This is a genomic window from Tepidibacter sp., assembly GCF_025210165.1.
Lineage (GTDB): Bacteria > Bacillota > Clostridia > Peptostreptococcales > Peptostreptococcaceae > Tepidibacter_A.
In genome coordinates this window covers 32,427-51,972 of the sequence record NZ_JAOASI010000010.1, presented here as the reverse complement: position 1 = coordinate 51,972, position 19,546 = coordinate 32,427, and the positions used below count along the sequence as shown (strand labels likewise).

Sequence of the window (19,546 nt, the reverse complement as noted above, 5' to 3'; positions counted from 1 at the left end):
ACAAATTAAAAGGCTCAATAAATATGTCTAAGGGTCTTTTACTAGAATCTCCTACTATAAACAAAACTATAATTGATCTTATAACTAATATGGGTAAGATAGCTGATTAAAAACTAATCCAATTGAAGAATGTAACATTTTTATAATAAGTAAATAGTATATAGCGGGGGAAAAATACATCCTCTAATCAATATAAACTTTGGGGAAATTTAATATATACCTTAATCAAATTTAACGGAATCAAAAACTAGAATTTCAATATACAATTTTTTAGCTTAGTCGATTGTTAGCAACATTATTTTTCAAAAAAAATACAAACAAAACAAAATGTAACATTTTTATAACAAATAAATAATATGTATCAGGAGAAAAAATATCTCCTAAAAATTAATACACTTAAATCAAATGGGGGGATTTAATATGTACGAAAAAGATTTAATAGATGCAAAAGCTAAAGCTGATGCAAAAAATAAAAATATCATTGTTGATGCTGAATTCGAAAAGGAATTTGAAAAAGAAATCGAAAAAGAAATTGAAGTTGAACTTGAAAAAGACTTACACAAGCAAACTCAATATAATAAACAATTAAACTATAATAACATTGCTCAAAAGCAATATCAAGCTCAAAAAGCTGATGCAGATTCTGATTCTGACTCTGACTCTGACGCTTATGCATACGCTAAAAATAAAGCATATGCTTATTCTGATGCATATGCTAAAAATAAAGCTTATTCTGATGCTGACGCTTACGCTAAGAATAAAGCTTCTGCTTATTCAGATGCTGATGCTTACGCAAAAGCTTATGCCGATGCTTTCGCCTTTGCTTTTGCTGAAGCTCTAAAGAAATATCTCGACATCAAATAAATTTCGTAATGTAACACTTTATATAACAAATAAGTAATATATACCAGGGGGAAATCGCCTCCCCCTGAAAAATAGTAAAATCAAAATAAATTAAAATAAATGGGGGAATTTAATATGTACGAAAAAGATTTAATAGATGCAAAAGCTAAAGCTAAGGCTAAAGCTGATGCAAAAAATAAAAATATAATTCTTGATGATGAATTTGAAAAGGAATTTGAGAAAGAACTTGAAAAAGAAGTTGAGGTTGAAGTTGAAAAGGATTTACACAAGCAAACTCAATATAATAAACAATTAAACTATAATAATCTTGCTCAAAAACAATATCAAGCTCAAAAAGCTGATGCAGATTCTGACTCTGATTCTGATGCTGATTCTGATGCTTACGCTAAGAATAAAGCATATGCTGATGCTGATTCTTATGCTAAAAACAAAGCTTACGCTGATGCTGATGCTTACGCTAAGAATAAAGCTTCTGCTTATTCGGATGCCGATGCTTACGCAAAAGCTTATGCCGATGCTTTCGCCTTTGCTTTTGCTAAAGCTTTAAAAAAATATTTAGATATTAAATAAAAACAGTATATTCAAATAAAATAGTGGGGATTTTTCCCCACTATTTTGAAATTATAGGAGGTACAGCTTATGAAGGATACTGTACATGACGATACAAATAATTCTATGAATAAACTTAGTTTATATAGAAATGAAGAATCAGAAAAAAAAATACTAAAAAAAGAAAACAACCAAAAGATTCAAGATCAATCAAGTAGTCAGCAAAATGCTCAAGACCTTGATCAACACCAAAATGTTGATATCAACCCTTCACAGTTAAATTTCCAAAATGTTCAAATTGTTACAGATAGTTATAATAATTATACTGGAAAAATCTTAGGATATACCTACTTAGAAAAAACTAAAAAGTTTGTTTCTAATGCAAAAATCCTATTATATTTTGGAAGTGACGGCGGATTTCCAGTTTGTAAAACTAAATCAGATGATACAGGAAGTTTTGTAATAAAAGATCTACCACCTGGATATTATACTTTACATGTATACCTTGATAATGTTCTATATGCTAAAGTTCCAAACATAAAAGTTTTACCAGGAAAAAATATTCATCAGTCTATAACTTTAAAAAATTTCTGTGACTCTTCTATCCGAATTAATGAATTATAAAAACTGACATCTATAAGTTGTCAGTTTTTTGTATTCAAAACTAAATACATATATCTAGTTAATCCTTTATTTCATAATCTCAATAAAATAACTTCTTTTTTCCACCTAAATTATATAATTTCTCATTATCACTATTTCATTTATAAAATTCTTCTTCCTTTATTTTTTCAAACTTCCAATTATGCATATACTATTCCTAAATTGTTGTACTTAAATATCACAAATCATATTTTCAAATTATTATTTCTTTATAAATCAACCTATTGCTTTAAGTAAAAATATAAAACCGAATACAAACCAAAAAATATTCTCAACTAATCTAGGGTGTCTACCTTTTAATAACTTTCTTGATCCAATCCACCCAATAGATAAAATTGTCATACCAATTATCCCTGGAAAATACCATCCTGTGTTTACATTAGAATATATAGGCATTTGTAAACTTGTTAGAATATACGCTCCTAAAACAAACCCATTAGAAAATTCAAAACCAATTATTAAAGAAAATGGAATTAGTAGTAAAAAAAATATGGATAATATTTTTATTTTCATAATAAAGCTCCTTTAATTATTTTGATTTATCCAATCTCATTTTTAAATTTTCATCTGTTATATCACTTGACTTTCTAGTTCTATAATTAAAGCATTTATTAAACTCCCATTTTTCACCTTCATCAAACCAATAGTATATATTCCCTTTTTCATCATATAAAAAGTCTCCACCAAAATTATCAAACTGTGTATATTTATATAGTTTTTTTCCATCAAATTTATAAATATATGTAGTCGCTTGAATATCTGTACCTGTTTCTGTTATGTAAACATCTAAATCTTCATCTTGATTGTCAAAATCAGTTACACAAACATATAAGCCATCATTCCAATGACTATCAAAAACTACTTCACTGTTTTTTACTTTAAGAACAATTCTTGTAGGAAAGTTCCCTCCCTCAATTTCTAATTCTTCTTTAGAAATATGTAATATTTTCTTTTGTGTATTTTTATCAAGTGAAATATTAACTTCCCCACCATCGCTATAATTTTTATTGTCTTTAGAATTTTTTATTGATACTCTTTGTTTTTCTAAATTAGTTATATTTTCGATATTTTTTTTGTCAATATCATTTAATTTATCTCTAACATCTTTATTTAATGGTTTATACCATAAAAACTGTGAGAAATATTCACTATATTCTTTTGTAGAAAATATATATCCATCCTTTGCATAGATTGAATTTCTTAAAATTGCTAGTTCTTCTGAATCTAATTTATTTAATTCTTTAATATCAATTAACTCATTTAAATTAAACTTCACATTTTTTAATGAAAGATTAACAACCTCTTTATCTGATTTAGAAGAATCAATTTCTATTTCTAAATCAGTAGTATTTATGTTTTTACTTTCATTATATCCCTCTACACAAGCAGAAAGTATCATGCATATTGAGAAAAATAAAATAAATAATCTAGCTTTAATTATCATCAAATTCCTACCTTTACTTTAATAATGTTCTAGTTTGTTTTTTTATGACTTATGTTAAAAGATCAATTATAAGCTCTCTGAAAGAATCATATAATTTATTAGAATACTGCTCTAAATCACTTCTATCTTTCCATTGATCATAGTCTAAATTGAAAAGATTTTCGTGATTGAACCACACTATTGCATAATCTTCATCCTCATTTTTTTGTGTTATATCAAAACATATTGGTCCATAGCCACCTTCATACTCTCCAAATGGAATATATCCTGCCCCTATTAATAATCTCCAGGTAAAAAGATTACTTTCAATATTCATCAATGGATTGTCAAAAGGAATCTCTGGTAGAGTAACTCCAAAGGAACCATTATTAAACTCACCCATTAAAAAACAATATCCCATTAAATATGCTTTAAATAATTTAGGTAATTTTATAAAATATTCTTTTTCTAAATAATTAATATCATTCTCTGTAATATTAGATGGAATCATGCTCCAGCAAACATATCCCTCATTATCAACTTCTCCAAGCATCATTTCAGCGGGTACTCCCCCATCTTCTTCTGATAAATTAGAATATATCTTTGCTTCTAATTTTAAGTATTCTTTTGGTATCTTAATAAAATAATTATCAAGATGTTTTCTAATAAATTCAATATCTTGTTTTAAAGTCATTGGTTTTAATTGTTTTTGCATACTTTTATAACCCCTTCTATACTCATTGTTTCAACTTACTTATCTGTCCTTTATTTGCGCATAATGCAAACTCTCTATGAACACAATATATTTATTCTTTTTTCAACTTCAAATATTAATTTTATTTTTTATAAAAATTAAAAATAGATTTAATTTAAGATATTAAGATTCCCAGGTTTGTTTCCAGCCATATGATTGAAGTTTACAATACTTTTCAAATTCAGCTACTATAGATTTTGCATTTTCTTCTGATTTTGCATTAAAGATAGTTATATTATTTATATTTAAATCATTTATACATTGTAAATTTTCAAGTTTTACTGCATCAACTCCAATGCTTTTTAGATTTATACAATTTTTTATAATTTTCATATCTCCAATTGGGTAAATCAATTCCTTTAATTTCTGCATACCTTCAAAAATTCCTATACTAGATTCATCATCTGCCTTTGTATCAGTATTGAGGGTAGTTATATTTTTTAAATCTTGTAAAAATTCTAAATTTGGTATACTTACTTTTTTTAATTCCAAGTTTGTCAATTTATTAAGGGCTGAAATGTACGATAAATCGCCAACTTCCATATCTTCCAGACTCAATTTTGTTAAATTTTTCAAATATCCTATAGAGATAGTATTAAGTTTAGCTATTTTATATAATCTCAAATATTTTAGAGTTTTTATATCTTGTAATATACGTATATCATTTAACTTAAGTTTTACTAAGGTTAACTCTTTTACATTATATATATATTTTAAATCAGACTCTTTAAAAGATTTACTACCAATTATAAGTTTTGCCAAAGATGGTATTTCTTTAATAGGTTCAAAACTACTTATATCATCAGCATGGATAATCAGTTCCTTAAGGTTAATCATATTCTTTAAAATATCTAATGATATTACTCCAAATTTTTTAGCCATATCAGCCTTTATAAATATCATTCTCCTTTTTGATAATACTTCAGTAGAAATAGTCCCATTAACAACCTCATCTTTAAAATATTCTTCCCAAAATCCATTAATTAAAAAAGTACCTTTATCTATTTTTGTACCTGTTAAAGCTATTACGTAATCAAAAAGATGTCCTTGCTTCCACTCTATTTCTCTACCATCTTCATCTTGCCAAGTATTCAAATCTCCATTTTTAAAACTCTTCTCAATAAATTCAAAGAACATTTCAATACTCTCAGAAATAACATAAGAAATTGATGAATTATGATCTATTGTAATAATTTGTCCATATGTCCCTTTTATTCCTGGCTCTAAATCCATTACCAAGAATGATCCTCCACAATCTTCTGCAAAAGGTATCCAACCTTTTTTAAACGTTCCTTCCTTAATTAATCCATCTTTATCTCCTATAATATCATAGGCTGATTCTTGAAGTGATTTCCATTCGTTTATAACTAACTCTATGTTCATCCACCTAAAGCCTGCCATTACTCCAAAAATCATATTTCCCTCACCATTGTGTTCTAAATAAAGCCTTCTAAAATCTTCAGGTACCTTTTTCCCAATAAGACTTTCTAATTCATTTATTTTTATATCATCAGTAACTTGATTTAATAAATCTCCAATATTAGGAATGTATGCTTTTATCTTATTAACCAGCCTGCACTCCTCTTTTATATTTTTATTTAACAGTCCCATATATTTTCTCCTTAATTGTTATTTTTCTTTAGATTGTTTCATCTACTCATAAATTAAATATAAAAATAATGCACATTATAATGTTAGATACTTTTGGTTAACGTTTTACCATAAAACTTAGATTATGCTGTTAAAATATCCGTTAAGAAAGTTCGTTGTCTGACCGTAGGGAGTTTAGAACTTTTAGGATATTTTATAAGGCAAAATCTGTAGTTTTATTAAAACATTGACGAAGTAGCGTTATTTTAATGTGTATTATTTTGAGCCTAAGCACAAATCATATTTTTAAATTGTTTTTAGCAAAACTTCTTATTTTACACAACAACAGATTAACCTCTTCCTTGCTTGTCCTATAATTTGAAAAACATGCTCTTACACAATTCTCTCCCATAAGGTTTGCTGGAGATAAGAAAAATTCTTCTTCTACTTCTATTAAAAAAGCTTGGTTCATAGTTGCTTCTTTCTCAAAAGAAAAGCAAACAGCACTCGTTTGTGGCTTATGTAGTAATCTTACTCCATCTATTTTTTCAATCTCATTGGCAAAATAATTTGTTATTTCTATATTAAAATCTACAACCTGAGAGAGCTTCTTAATTCCATAAGTCTTTATAGCAAACCATGTCTTTATAGCTCTTGACGTTCTAGTTGACTGAATTCCGTAATCCAAATAATTTATAGGTGCATTTTCATCAAATTCAGCTACCCCTGTACTATATGCATTATATAAATGTCTTTTATCCTTTACAAGTACACATCCAGCTTCTGTCGGCACAAAGAACCACTTATGAGGATCAACAGAAATTGAATCTGCTTTTTCTATTCCTTTTAAAATTTCTTTCCCTTTTTTTGATAATATTGCTCCTCCACCATAAGCTCCATCTACATGAAGCCACATTCCATATTTTTTAGCTATATCCGAAATAGAGTCTATATCATCAACTGCTCCACAAAGAGATGTTCCAGCCTGAGCTATTATACAAAATGGTCTTAATCCTTGTTTAATGTCATTCTCTATTTCTTTTTCAAGACTATCTATATCTATCTTAAAAAACTCATCTACACCTACTTTTCTAAGCATATTCTTTCCAAAGCCCAAAACCCCTACAGCTTTATCTATTGAAGAATGAGCTTTTTTAGAAGTATAAAGAGTAAGTGGATTTGAAATATTTTGAATTCCTGTTTCAGTACTTCCAGGTAAAAATGCTTCTCTTGCAGCACCAAGAGCAGTAAGAGTTGAAACACTTCCTCCGCTTACAAGTATTCCTCCTGACTCTTTTTTATATCCAAAAAGCTCGCCCATCCAACCTATAACCATTTCCTCTATTACTGTAGCTGCAGGACCAGCTTTAAAATTAAATGGAGCCTGACTTATTCCTACATTTGCAATTTCTCCTAAGATACCTGCCTGAGAAGGACTCGTTATTATCCATGAAAGAAATCTTGAGCTTCCAATTTTTGTTGAATTCGGAATAACCTTTTCCTTAAACTCATTTATTATATTCTTTGCATCAGAACCTTCCATTGGAAGAGTTTCAAATAAAAGTTTCTCCATATCTTGTCTTGAAGTCTCTGGTACAACCCTTCCAGTGGATATATTTCTTTGATATTTTTTTATTACATCAGAAAGCTCGTCTAAATATTCATCAAATTTTTCAAGTTCTAACATATTTTCACCTCTGCTATATTTTTTGATTATACATCTATTTCCATTTTACCATTAATATTCTTTTTTAAAAACGCTCTATTAAAATATCATTACCTTACGATATTCTAATAGAGCGTTTTTTATTGTACAGGTAAATCTTTTAAAATTCTCATAAAGTAACAACTTATAAAAGGTATCAAAAATAAATCTAATGTAGCTATTATATAAGATGATGTTTCTATCATATCTGCACCTGCATTCAGATTTTTATAACCAATAACTCCTCCAATTACAATAGGTACTACTCTAAGAATTGATACAAAAAACATAAACATAACTTGTTTGTAATATTTTTTAATTATCATTCCATTTAAAGACATGTATGACTTATCTTTATCAATTATACTTGCTATATAAGTTATCAAATACATTCTAGATATACTAAGTATACATAATATCCCTAAAACTATACTCAAAACTACTTTACAATTAAATCCTGAACTACTAGTTATGAAAAAATATCCAACTCCCGCAAATACAAATACAGGTATTTCTAAAACTAAACTCGCTCCAAAATACCTCCCTATCTTATCTTTTGCAAACTGCCATCCAGTATCAAAATCTATATTTTCTCCATTATAAGACATATATGCCTTATAATTCAAAGCTATTAAAGCTCTATATCCTAAAAATATATTTACTATTAATACAATAAATTCTGCAATTGGACTTTTCACTAATTCCTTCAGTAAAGCAAATGTAAGTACAATAAGGCTGTATTTAATATAAACATTAAATCCATTTTTATACTCTTTATATGAATCCTTTAGCAGTTCACTAATACCACAAGATTCTTCAATATTATCACTATCCACATTGTCGTAATAATTTATTACCATATTTGAAATTTCTTCATTATTTAAAAATTTTTTAATAGGTATAAAAGCACTTTCTCTTTTAATCATCTTTATTTTCATTCCATACGAAGGAATAAACCCTCTTATACCTTCTCCATATTGAAAGCCTATATTTTCAATTTCATCCCAATTATAAATCTTGGTAGACTTTTTTCTGTACAAGCTGTATACCTTTATGCCCTCTTGATCTATGCCTATTTTAATATTTTCAAAAAAACATAGCCACAGTATTGTAAGTTCAATGCCACATATAATTATCGTTCTAAGCATTCCAATATTATGATTTTTAGTAACTCTATTATACTCCATTTTTTCAATGAAGTCATTTTCTAAAATATCAAAACCTCCCTGTTCTGTACTACCTCCATACTCTTGTACTACCTTTGCATCTTCTATATTATCTTGTATAGATATATATGTCAGTGTACTTGCTGCTAATAAAAATATTAATGCAAATATAATCATTTTTTTCTTATCCAATTTATATAAATTCTCCATTCTTTACCCCCCCAAATAGTTATTCGTTCATATATTATCTACTCTTTTAAAATACATTCTTTCACTTTTTATTGTATCTATTTTGCCCCCAGTATTAGCATTAAAAATGTATGTATACAATTCTTCATTCAATTCAATAAAAACCCTATATTGTAGCTCTTCATCTGTGTTTTTTACTAATATGACATTAGTTATATTCCCTTTAGTTAATTTAGATAATATATCTTTTTTTTCAATGTTAGGTTTCTCTATATTTACCACTTTATAATTTAAAGGCTCTGATATACGTAAGTCACTAAGATTTCCATAACAATTCATTTCTATTTGAATTTGGTGACTCTCATCATATATACCATCTACTATTTTTATGAATTTATAGTTTATTCTATTTAATTTTCCTTCATCAAGCCTTTTTTTCTTTTCATAGCATACATAATCTTTTGGTACAAAAATATCCTTAATTTCTATAGCTTTCTTATCTAAATTTTCCTCTGATACAACATCTGTTACTAGCTGACTACTTCTATACATACTAAAAGAGCCATCTTCTTTCCCTACACTTATATTATATGAATTTTTATCTTTTCCATCTTCCCATTTATTATAAAATTCATATGTCTTTTCTCTCGATTTTTTATCCTCTATTACTACAAGTTTTTCCTTAAATATTTTTTGTAATACCTGATTTGTTAGTTCTTTTGCTTCTTTTAAACTTACTCGATTATTTTCTTTTTTCGCTTCAATATTTTCTGTAACTTCAGATTCTTTCACCTTATATTTTTTTAATTTACTATACTCTTTCTTCATAGAAATTCTATTAGCCTGTGTTATAAATTCCTTATATACTCTTTTGATTTTTACATAGTCTTTATTTGATCTTATATCCTTATCGTCTAATACTTTGTAATAAGCATTTATCAACTCTTTATTATATTTATGTACAGTTTTTAAATATTGTTCATCCTCTTTAGTTAAATTTTTCTTATCCTTTATATCTCGAATATTCCAATCTAAAATCTCTAAATTAAACCAATCGAAGGAACCATATTTTATATTGTATATATCTCTTATTTCTCTATATTGTCTGTCCAAATCTCCAATATAATTTGTGTCTATATCGTAATCTTTTTCAAAATTTTCTTGCATATATATATTGAATATAACTTCATTCATATTCTCTAATTCAGTTATAGCTTTTTTTAAATTCCTATCCACACTTTCATAAACATATTTATTTGAATTACGATTTAGCATAAATAGATTAACCGATATAATCAACAATACTACACTAATAATTTGAAGAAATACCTTATTCGAAAACAACTTGTTCATTGTAATTACCTCCTCACAGACCTTCTTTACTATAACTTTTTTTATGATCTTTGTAAATATTTCCCTAATACTACATCTATAACAATCTATTGTATTCATTCCAACTGTACCAGTCTATAAAGTTTTAATCAGTAATAATTTAAAAACCAATATTATAATATGCTTCAGCATATTAAATATTGGTTTTTATTTATAAATTATCTAAAAGTCAAATCAGGTGCACAATTTTTACAACTAGGTTTTCCTGGAACATTTCCACTCGATGGATATATACGTTTTTGTCTACACTGCTGCTCCAGCATATTACTCAGTACTACCTGAATAACCTTAGTTTCAGGAGTTTGAAAATCAGAATGGGCTAAATTTTTAGTTTCTAAAGGATCAGTAGTTAAATTATACATTTCAAATTCATCAGGATCAGGTGTTGTTTTAATTCTTTTTATACATAAACAGCATTGTATACCATCAACCTCAGTTTGTGGACATTGTTGTGTTATTGTTTCATCTTCACATCCAGGAGAACTCCAGAATTGAGGATTATCGAAGTATCGAGAATATTTCCATATTTCTTCTTGATTGTTCTTTCCTGTTTGTAGTTTTGCAATAACAGTTTCAACATGATTAGGCTGTATAACGGATTCATAAGGAATGCCCAGAACACTTTTTTGATTTAATCCCTTTGTGACATCGTCATCAGTCATAAAATATATAGGTTCATTAATACGTTCAAAATTTTTACCCTGACTAATTATAGGCGACAAATCTCTTCCAACTAAAGGATGTACCTCTGTATGATTACGTTTTAATTTGTTTTGAACTGTTTTTTGATCTATATTAGCAAGACCAAGTATTGTAGGGAGAATATCAACATGACTCGTTAATATATTTGTTTGCTTAGATTCTTTAAATAAAATAGGATTATGAATTATTAAAGGAACATGAATAGATTCTTCATATGCTTGATACCATTTTTGAAATAGCCCGCCATGAGATCCAAGCATTTCTCCATGATCTGATGTGAAAATTATTATAGTATCTTCATAAAAAGATGAATTAAAAAGAGCAGTTAAAACATTACACATTTCATTATCTACCTGCAATTGTAGTGAATAATAGAGTTTACGATAAAACTCTGTGTCTATAAGAGGTTGAAGTGCTTTAGGGTAAACCTCTCTATAGCTACTCTGAGCCTTAGGCTTTGTAGAAAGTGATTCTGTTGCAGTAGGAGATTTAGGAATAAAAGGAACTGATTTATCAATTTTAAAATCAAATAAAGGATCTAGTCTTGTAATTTCTCCAAAAAGAGCAATATCATGAGGGTTTACAAAAGAGCATACAATAGCCCACGGTTTATTATCAAAAGTTTTTTTATTAGCTTTATTATTATCTAAACTTTTAATTAAATCAACCACCTGCATAGAATACACTTCATCACGCCCACTTATACCAACAGATGCAGATGAACCTGAATTATGAGGCTCACTTCCAAAAGGCTCTGGCCCTATCCACTTATCAAATCCAAATTCACCAAGACGATTTGCATTAAGATATAATTTTTCTTTTTTTTCTTCTGGTATCCCATTTACACTATTATAACTAAGAAAAGAATCATGAGTATCTGGAATTAATATATCTGCTTGAGAAGCATGCCACTTCCCCTTCCAAAATACTTCATATCCTTCAGTAAATAAATAATCTCCAATTGTAGGCACTGTACTTTGGTCCAACCAAAACATATCTGCATCAAAATCACCTTTAGCTACCCCACCTGTTTGACTCACTCCATGTAAAGATGGATATTGCCCAGTATATAAAGTACCTCTACTAGGAGAGCAAGCCGTACTACCTGTATAGTGATTATTAAATGTCAAACCATTATTATGTAAAATTCTTTGTGCCTTTAGATATTTTTTTCGCCAAGCTTTTATCTCTTCATTTTCATATACAGGTGGAAATCTTTCTTCATCTACTATGATAATAAGAAAATTAGGTGTTAACATTATACAATCCTCCCAAAGTAATATTTGTATCTTTACATTATATTACTTGGGTGATTAAAATGTGTTGGTAGTAAAATACAAATATCATTGACACCTTATACAAAAACGTGCTATATATTTCCTTTAATACTTTCAATAGTTCAATACATTTTTGAAAAATTCCAACTCATCATCTTCAATTTCTTGATTTATTTCATGTCCAATTTCTTTATACACAACAAATTGACTTCTATCCAAATTTAGTTCATCGAAAATAGACTTGATCAGTAAAAATCTATCAACAAGTATTTTACCATTATATACTCTAAATGATATTTCCTCTTTTTGTAGATCAGTTAAATCTCCATCATTGTATATATTAAATTTATTTTGTCTAATATTTTTAGTAATCTTAGGTGCTTCAAATTTATCAAAGTATTCTTTTCCAGTGTAAGTAGTTACCTTTCCATTTTCTTGACTGGTTATCCATCCACCTTCATCATCTTCACCTTTATAGATATATCTATAAACCTCATCTATTAAGTTGACATCAAATTCTTTACCTGTTATTTTCTCATAATCATAAACCCCTATTGGATAAGGAAGATTTTGTCCATTTAGATTTTTATAAGGAATTATATTGTCACACCCTCCAATAGTTGCTGCTTTTACAATTTCAGGATGTAAAAATGTAAATCTATCAACAAAATTCCCAGAAGCAGAAAATCCTGACATGAAAATTTGATTATCAAGTGTAATTCCCTTTTTCAATAAAATATTTTTAGTATGATTAATCATAGCTATAAGTTGTAAATCTAAACGTTTCAATTCATCAATATCTGTAAGCATAGTAGCTCTATCGAGTGCATGAGTGTATATTTCCTGATAATTTTCAGATCTTGGAAAAATAGGGACTATTAAAGGTACCCCTAGTTCTTCTGCTAATCTTGATTTAGCTAATATTAACTCTTTTGCTTTTTCTTTATGAATATCTATATTCTCAGAAACTCTCCCAGTGTTATTAGGTACTACAAGAAGATTATTCTCACTTACTTTATTAGGTATATACAATATGTATTCCCACCCAAAACCGTATGATGGATTGCTTGAAATAATGCTGTAATTATCATTAGGGAATTTATTCACTTTAACAATATTTTTATAACCTAAAACCATAGCACCTGTAAAATTAGAACTATTAATATTCAGCTTATATTTCCCTTTTTTTAAAGGTATGTCGTATTCATTTTTAATTTGACTCGATTTTTTAGTAAAATAAATATTCCCTTTATCATCTGTTATCTTCACTTCAATATCTCCACTCAAACTTTTCCACCATAACTTTAAATCTAATTCAGCACTATCATCTATTAGAAATTCTACACTATCGTTATTACTATAAAATGGATGTTGTACAATAGACAATGTATCATATCCGTCATAGTCTACTTTATTATATCGTTTTATTATTAAACTGTATTTTATTACTATAACCAATATAAGAGTACATATAATAAAAAAAATCCATTTAAAATACTTATTTTTCACTATTTTATTCCCCCAAGAATTCTTCTATTTTTTCACTAGAATCTATAACTTCTTTTTTCCAAGCTAAAATATCATTACTATATTCTCTTAAATCTCTTCCATAGAGTGTTTCCAGTTCTTTTCTTGTTATTCTGAATGATTGTTTGTTTAGAGTATTAAGATTAAATTCAACTTCATCTACATTCTTAATTAGTATAAACAACGTAATAGCATTATTTAAAAATATATTTTTAGCATTCTCATCATTCCAAAACTCATTAAAATCTTCTTTTTTTAAATTTGAATTTTCATCTAAGCCATATTCTACTTTTATAACATACGGTTTAGTATTTGTTTGTAACGAAAACTGTTTTACATACATATTTCCAGGTAAGCTATATAAAATACCTCCTACAGCACTATTGTCTCCAACATAAGAATCTTTATATTCTACTAATTTTTCTATATTTGTTTCTTGTACACTATCTAATCTCTTAATCTCATTAGATTGGCAACCTATTAATAGTGAGAAAACTAAAAACAAAATAAGTGCTACAACTAATGTTTTTTTCAAATTAAACTCCTCCTAACTTATTACAAAATAAGTTTTCTTAAATAATTATCATCTTTATTTTCTAGTTTTAATAATTCCTCATATGGATCTCCATATACATCTAAACATTTAGCAAATGCAGGCTCTGTTTTTAGACCTGCCTTTTTTAACTTTATAATTTCTTCTTTTAATTTTCTTCCTCCTATCTTCAAAATTCTATCTTCGATAATCATATGCCTATACCCATTTTGTTTTTCTACAGGTAATGCTTCTCCATATATCTCAATTTCCATTTCTTCTATATAGAAATTTGCTACTATAAATTCTCTTTCTCGTTCATTTCTTATATCAATAGTAAAATTTTTATACTTATGAAATAATTCTATTACTATTTTTTTGAATTTATTAAAATCATAAACCTCACAAGCTATATCAATATCACTTTTATCAATATCTATATCTATAGGAATTGTTCCTACTAATATAGGATTATACTTTTCTAAAATTTCTAAAATGCCAATATCAGTAATTATATCATAGGTTTTTTTCTGCTTTTCTCCTATATTTAATAAATAATCAATATTTTTCCATTCTCTTTGCATAATACCTCCTAAAATTCGTATACTTGCTATCCTAATTAGTAGTTAATCTACTTTTTAGTATACACCTATATCTCCTGATGAAGTATTTATTTTTATTTTGTTTTTATCATCTCCAACAGTCCCTCTTAAAGTATTATCTTCTTGTTTGCCCCTTACAACTATAGGAAAATCACACTCTATATCTCCACTAGAACACTCAGCATCTAAATAGAATTTTGCATCATTTGGTAAGTCTATTTTTACATCTCCTGAGGAAGTATCTAAGTCAATATTATTATCAAATATATTGTAATTTACTTTTATTATTCCAGAAGATGAATCACCTTTTAAATCACCTGTGAAATTGTTTAACTCTACAGATCCTGAAGATACATCTATAAGTGTAGAATCTGTAACTATATTTTCTCCTATTAATGACCCTGATGATCCGTCGTATTTCAAGTTCTTGATATTTAAATCTTTTAAATTTACATTTCCTGAACTAACATCTACCAAAAAATTGTTTAGTGTTAATTCATTTTGAATATTTACATCTCCAGAAGAGCAATCTATAGCTATATTTTCTTTGTAATTTTTAGGAACATAAATATCAAGCTTTAAATCAGAAGCAAATATACTATATGATTTTGGTCTTTTTATAAATATTAACAGCTCATTGCCTTTTATTTTAGTTTCAAGTTCAGGCTTAAACGTCGCAGTAGCATTTCCATAAAAATGAGCTTTTATATCACCTCTATCCTCTGGAATTACATTAACATCACAGCTTGCAGCTTTAATAAAAATTTCATTTATTGTATCTATTTTTTCAATTTTTTCTTGATTCAAATTATCATATGTTTTTTTATTTTTATATGAAATACTAAAATTTCCTTTAAATCCTCCAGTAAAATGTATTATAATAAATCCTACTCCATAACAGATTAGCATTATAGCTACTAAGTATGTAACAAGTTTTTTAATATTCATAAAATCTCCTCCTAATTATTTTTTAATAATATCAATATTATATTTTAAATATTTTGTAATTCCTTTATATGCAAATTTTGTTAAGTAAATATTCAAAATAAAAAACAGTACACCTAAAGCAGTTGTTCCTATTCCTATAAATACGGCTCCTATAGGATTAATAGTAACATCCCCTCCAAATAAAGGTCCAAATATTACACCAATAAACATCCCTATTCCACCTAAAGTTACTCCTAGAGCTGCTCCAAACAAACCTATCAGTATTCCTATAAGTCCAATGAAAGGACCTAAAACAAAAATTAAATTAAATAATCCAAGTGCTACTGTAGCAATAACTGCCTTTACTATATTAGTAGATGTTGGGTTTTTCTGTGCATTTTCAATAATAACATTAGCTTTATATGATTTAGCTATTTTTTTAGGATCACCTACTTCTTTTGATATTTCATCTTCTGATTTTCCTCTTACCAAGCCTACACTAAAATGTTCTTCATAATCATAAAGAATTTCATCTATATCCTCTTTAGGTAATCCAGAAAGTTGATTTTTCAAAATATCTATAAACTCTTTTTTATTCATTTAAATCCCCCTCATCTATAATACTATTAACACCTTTAACAAAGTAATTCCATTCATTTATTAATTCATTTTTTATTTTTTTACCCTCACCTGTTATTTTATAATACTTTCTAGGTGGTCCTTCTGTTGATTCCTTAAGATAACTTGTAAAATATCCTTCCTTTTGAAGCCTTCTTAATAAAGGATATATTGTTCCTTCAGATATATTTATATATTTTGATATCTTTTCTACTAATTCATATCCATAGCAATCGTTATTGCTGAGTAAAACTAGAACACATAATTCTAAAACACCTTTTTTAAACTGAATATTCATGTTTATTCCCTTTCCTATATAAATTTGGTTTATATATAGTATATTATATGGTATTGTATATTGCAAGGTACTAAATTAAAAACAATTCAAAAAATATTATCAAAATCTATTTAATCCCTACATTAATGCCATATGAATTAAAATTTTGCATCTTACATAGGCTATATAGCATGATACATGATTTTTATTACAAATCATTTATTTTCCTTTAATATATAAAGTATACAAATTATAATTTAAGGGAGGATAATTATGAATATAGTCATATTAAATGGAAGCCCAAAATCATCAAATAGTGTAACTATACAATCAATTCATTATTTAGCTTTAAAAAACAAAACTTATAACTTTGAATACTTAAATATTATAGATGCTCTAAGAAAAGGAAAACAAGAAATACTAAAGATTGTTGACAAGGTAAATAAATCAGACGGTGTTATCTGGAGTTTTCCTGTTTATCATATGCTTATACCAGCTCATATGAAAGAATTTATTGAAAAAATTTATGAGTATAATCTAATAGATAAATTCTTTAATAAATACTGTGTTACCTATTCTACATCTATTCATTATTATGATCACACTGCTCATGATTATATGGAAGGTATTTGCAATGATTTTGATATGAAATACTTAGGAAGTTTATCCCATGACATGAATGATCTTATAAAAAAAGAATGTCAAAGAGAACTTGAGTTTTTCTTTAATAATTTTATAAATTCAATAAAAACAAATGAACTCACATCAAAAAGATTTAAGAAAACATCAAAATATAACTATAATTATCAAAATAACCAGTCTTTAAAAAAGATTAAAACTACTAAAAGAACTGTAATTGTAACTGATTCAGCAAAAGGTTCAAATATAGATAAAATGATTACTAAGTATTCAAGTATGATAGATGGCCCTGTTAAAGTTGTAAATATTAATGAATCTAATTTTAAAAATTACTGTATCGGATGTTGTAACTGTAGTACCCATAATCAATGTATTTACCATAATATAGATGATCATAGAGAAACTTTAGATTATATATTGGATAACTCAGATATTATTGTATATGCCTGTGAAATAAAGGATAGATATTTTTCATCAAGAATGAAGCTATTCTTTGATAGAAGCTTCTGTTATACGCATATACCTATATTTAAAGGTCGCCAAATTGCATATCTTGTTTCAGGACCAGCTAGTGAGTTAGAATCACTTAATGAGATTATGAGAGCTTACGGTAGTAATGAAACAAATTTAGTTGGAATAGTTTCAGATGAATGCCAAGATAATACTATTTTAAATACCCAAATCGAAAATCTGGTTAGTAAAAGCATTAATTATGCAGAACAGGAATATATAAAAACACCAATGTTTTTATCAGTATGTGGAGCTAAATTATTTAGTGATGCAATAAAATCAAGATTAGGTACTATTTTTTTAGCTGATTATAATTACTATAAATCAAATAATTTAATAAAAAATGAATCCATTAAAGATAAATTAGGAAATATTATATTTAGATATATGATGAATAAAAAGGCTTTTCAATCAGAAGTTAAAAAAAATATGTATAAGCACATGATTTCAAAGCATAAAAAAGTACTTGAAAGAGAGATGGATAATCATGAGTAAGGGATTAAGAGTATTTTTTATAGTAAGTTCAGGCTTTCTTCCTATGATGCTTCACTGGTCAATAAGCTCATCTTTAGGTCTTATATTAGGCTCTATAGCTCTTGTATGTATACTAATTAAAGAAGTATTTGAAAAAAATATAAGTTTGATGACAAAAACTTTGACAGTCTATTTTTTAATATCGAATATTCTATACTTTATATTTGATATTAATAAGGTTATTATAAATAGACATTTGTATACTTATATATTACTAGGAACAATGTCTTTATATTCTTTAATTATCAGAAAACCATTCACAATGGATGGTGCAAAAAATGGTTATGAAAAAGGATTTGATATATCCCCACTATTTATTGAAGTTAATATGTTAATTTCTACTATTTGGTGTACAACTTATATCATAAATTCAATTTTCAGATTCATTGGTAATGGCCCTATATTTATAATACTTCCAAATATTCTAATAATTATTGCTATTGCTTGCTCTATTACTATACCTAATTTAATGCCTGATGTTTAAAATTTTATAGTAATATAATTTATAGTAGTATAAAATAAATATATAGTAATAATGATGTTAAGGAGAATTGTATGAATGTTGATTTAAAATGTTCTGATAACATAAAAGGGATTCTAACAGAAATGCTTGAAAATAGAAAAATAAAAATAACAAACCAATCTGATATTGTAATTCTTGAAAAGGGTTATGACATAGAAGATGGCAAAATAGGAATTGTATTTGAGTTATCAACTCTAAATAATTTAATTCATTTTCTTGACTCATTTTTAGGACAGCAAGAAAATAGAAAAGTTATTACCGGAAAATACGAAGGTAACTATGAAGTTATTAAGTATAACCAAATTAGTTATTTTGAAGGTCTTGGTAATGATGTTTTTTGCATTGTTGATAATAAAAAGTTTAAGGTAAAAGAAAAGCTATACGAGTTAGAAGAAAAGCTAAGAGATCATGGTTTTATAAGAATTAGCAAATCTTTTATAGTTAATATTATAAAAATAGATCAAATTCAGCCGTGGTTTAACGGAAAATTATTGTTAAAAATGAAGGATACATCCTTAAATATATATGTTACACGTAGATATTTAAAAGAATTTAAAACTTTTTTAGGATTGTAGAGGTTATA

General features: G+C 27.0%; 20 protein-coding genes. 6 read left to right on the top strand and 14 right to left on the bottom strand.

The window, feature by feature from the left end; translation table 11 throughout:
• The first annotated feature begins 420 nt into the window (after window positions 1-420).
• The 3 genes from N4A48_RS01395 to N4A48_RS01385 all read left to right on the top strand — a co-directional run bounded on the left by N4A48_RS01395 (window position 421) and on the right by N4A48_RS01385 (window position 2,037).
• Entirely contained in the window at window positions 421-864 is a 444-nt protein-coding gene (locus N4A48_RS01395; protein WP_293663887.1) for a hypothetical protein, read from the top strand.
• Window positions 865-963: 99 nt separating this feature from the next.
• Window positions 964-1,434 (top strand): hypothetical protein, encoded by a 471-nt coding sequence (locus N4A48_RS01390; RefSeq protein ID WP_293663886.1) that lies wholly within the window; start codon window positions 964-966, stop codon window positions 1,432-1,434.
• A 69-nt stretch (window positions 1,435-1,503) separates the two neighbouring features.
• Window positions 1,504-2,037, top strand: a complete 534-nt coding sequence (locus N4A48_RS01385) for a carboxypeptidase-like regulatory domain-containing protein (RefSeq protein ID WP_293663885.1) — start codon at window positions 1,504-1,506, stop codon at window positions 2,035-2,037.
• A 255-nt stretch (window positions 2,038-2,292) separates the two neighbouring features.
• On the opposite strand, the gene N4A48_RS01380 is transcribed toward N4A48_RS01385, so the two are convergent.
• The 14 genes from N4A48_RS01380 to N4A48_RS01315 form a co-directional block, all read right to left on the bottom strand.
• A complete protein-coding gene (locus N4A48_RS01380) occupies window positions 2,293-2,589 on the bottom strand; it encodes a hypothetical protein (protein ID WP_293663884.1) in 297 nt (98 codons plus the stop codon).
• 16 nt (window positions 2,590-2,605) lie between these two features.
• Window positions 2,606-3,520, bottom strand: a complete 915-nt coding sequence (locus tag N4A48_RS01375) for a YARHG domain-containing protein (RefSeq protein WP_293663883.1) — start codon at window positions 3,518-3,520, stop codon at window positions 2,606-2,608.
• 49 nt (window positions 3,521-3,569) lie between these two features.
• Window positions 3,570-4,214: an SMI1/KNR4 family protein gene (locus N4A48_RS01370; protein WP_293663882.1), complete on the bottom strand. Its 645-nt coding sequence runs from the start codon at window positions 4,212-4,214 to the stop codon at window positions 3,570-3,572.
• 162 nt (window positions 4,215-4,376) lie between these two features.
• On the bottom strand, window positions 4,377-5,864 hold the full coding sequence (locus tag N4A48_RS01365) for an SMI1/KNR4 family protein (protein ID WP_293663881.1): 1,488 nt from the start codon (window positions 5,862-5,864) through the stop codon (window positions 4,377-4,379).
• Window positions 5,865-6,141: 277 nt separating this feature from the next.
• Window positions 6,142-7,530 carry a pyridoxal phosphate-dependent decarboxylase family protein gene (locus N4A48_RS01360; protein WP_293663880.1) on the bottom strand — a complete coding sequence of 463 codons (1,389 nt, stop codon included), beginning with the start codon at window positions 7,528-7,530 and terminating at the stop codon, window positions 6,142-6,144.
• A 119-nt stretch (window positions 7,531-7,649) separates the two neighbouring features.
• Window positions 7,650-8,924: a hypothetical protein gene (locus N4A48_RS01355; protein ID WP_293663879.1), complete on the bottom strand. Its 1,275-nt coding sequence runs from the start codon at window positions 8,922-8,924 to the stop codon at window positions 7,650-7,652.
• A gap of 27 nt (window positions 8,925-8,951) precedes the next feature.
• On the bottom strand, window positions 8,952-10,256 hold the full coding sequence (locus N4A48_RS01350; protein ID WP_293663878.1) for a hypothetical protein: 1,305 nt from the start codon (window positions 10,254-10,256) through the stop codon (window positions 8,952-8,954).
• 197 nt (window positions 10,257-10,453) lie between these two features.
• Entirely contained in the window at window positions 10,454-12,256 is a 1,803-nt protein-coding gene (locus tag N4A48_RS01345; protein WP_293663877.1) for a sulfatase-like hydrolase/transferase, read from the bottom strand.
• 132 nt (window positions 12,257-12,388) lie between these two features.
• Window positions 12,389-13,783, bottom strand: a complete 1,395-nt coding sequence (locus N4A48_RS01340; protein WP_293663876.1) for a hypothetical protein — start codon at window positions 13,781-13,783, stop codon at window positions 12,389-12,391.
• Window positions 13,784-13,787: 4 nt separating this feature from the next.
• Window positions 13,788-14,336, bottom strand: a complete 549-nt coding sequence (locus N4A48_RS01335) for a DUF4825 domain-containing protein (RefSeq protein WP_293663875.1) — start codon at window positions 14,334-14,336, stop codon at window positions 13,788-13,790.
• 20 nt (window positions 14,337-14,356) lie between these two features.
• Window positions 14,357-14,917 (bottom strand): DUF4269 domain-containing protein, encoded by a 561-nt coding sequence (locus N4A48_RS01330; protein ID WP_293663874.1) that lies wholly within the window; start codon window positions 14,915-14,917, stop codon window positions 14,357-14,359.
• 54 nt (window positions 14,918-14,971) lie between these two features.
• Window positions 14,972-15,883 (bottom strand): DUF4097 family beta strand repeat-containing protein, encoded by a 912-nt coding sequence (locus N4A48_RS01325; protein WP_293663873.1) that lies wholly within the window; start codon window positions 15,881-15,883, stop codon window positions 14,972-14,974.
• 15 nt (window positions 15,884-15,898) lie between these two features.
• Window positions 15,899-16,462, bottom strand: coding sequence for an HAAS signaling domain-containing protein (locus tag N4A48_RS01320; RefSeq protein ID WP_293663872.1), 564 nt, complete (start codon window positions 16,460-16,462; stop codon window positions 15,899-15,901).
• On the bottom strand, window positions 16,455-16,778 hold the full coding sequence (locus N4A48_RS01315) for a PadR family transcriptional regulator (RefSeq protein ID WP_293663871.1): 324 nt from the start codon (window positions 16,776-16,778) through the stop codon (window positions 16,455-16,457). Before N4A48_RS01315 ends, N4A48_RS01320 begins: the two co-directional genes overlap by 8 nt.
• A gap of 252 nt (window positions 16,779-17,030) precedes the next feature.
• Between N4A48_RS01315 and N4A48_RS01310 the strand changes: the two genes are divergently transcribed.
• The 3 genes from N4A48_RS01310 (at window position 17,031) to N4A48_RS01300 (ending at window position 19,538) form a co-directional block, all read left to right on the top strand.
• Complete coding sequence (locus N4A48_RS01310; RefSeq protein ID WP_293663870.1) at window positions 17,031-18,401, top strand: NAD(P)H-dependent oxidoreductase; 1,371 nt, start codon at window positions 17,031-17,033, stop codon at window positions 18,399-18,401.
• Window positions 18,394-18,924, top strand: coding sequence for a hypothetical protein (locus N4A48_RS01305; protein ID WP_293663869.1), 531 nt, complete (start codon window positions 18,394-18,396; stop codon window positions 18,922-18,924). Before N4A48_RS01310 ends, N4A48_RS01305 begins: the two co-directional genes overlap by 8 nt.
• Before the next feature lie 71 nt (window positions 18,925-18,995).
• Window positions 18,996-19,538 carry a LytTR family DNA-binding domain-containing protein gene (locus N4A48_RS01300; RefSeq protein WP_293663868.1) on the top strand — a complete coding sequence of 181 codons (543 nt, stop codon included), beginning with the start codon at window positions 18,996-18,998 and terminating at the stop codon, window positions 19,536-19,538.
• The last annotated feature ends 8 nt before the right edge of the window (window positions 19,539-19,546 follow it).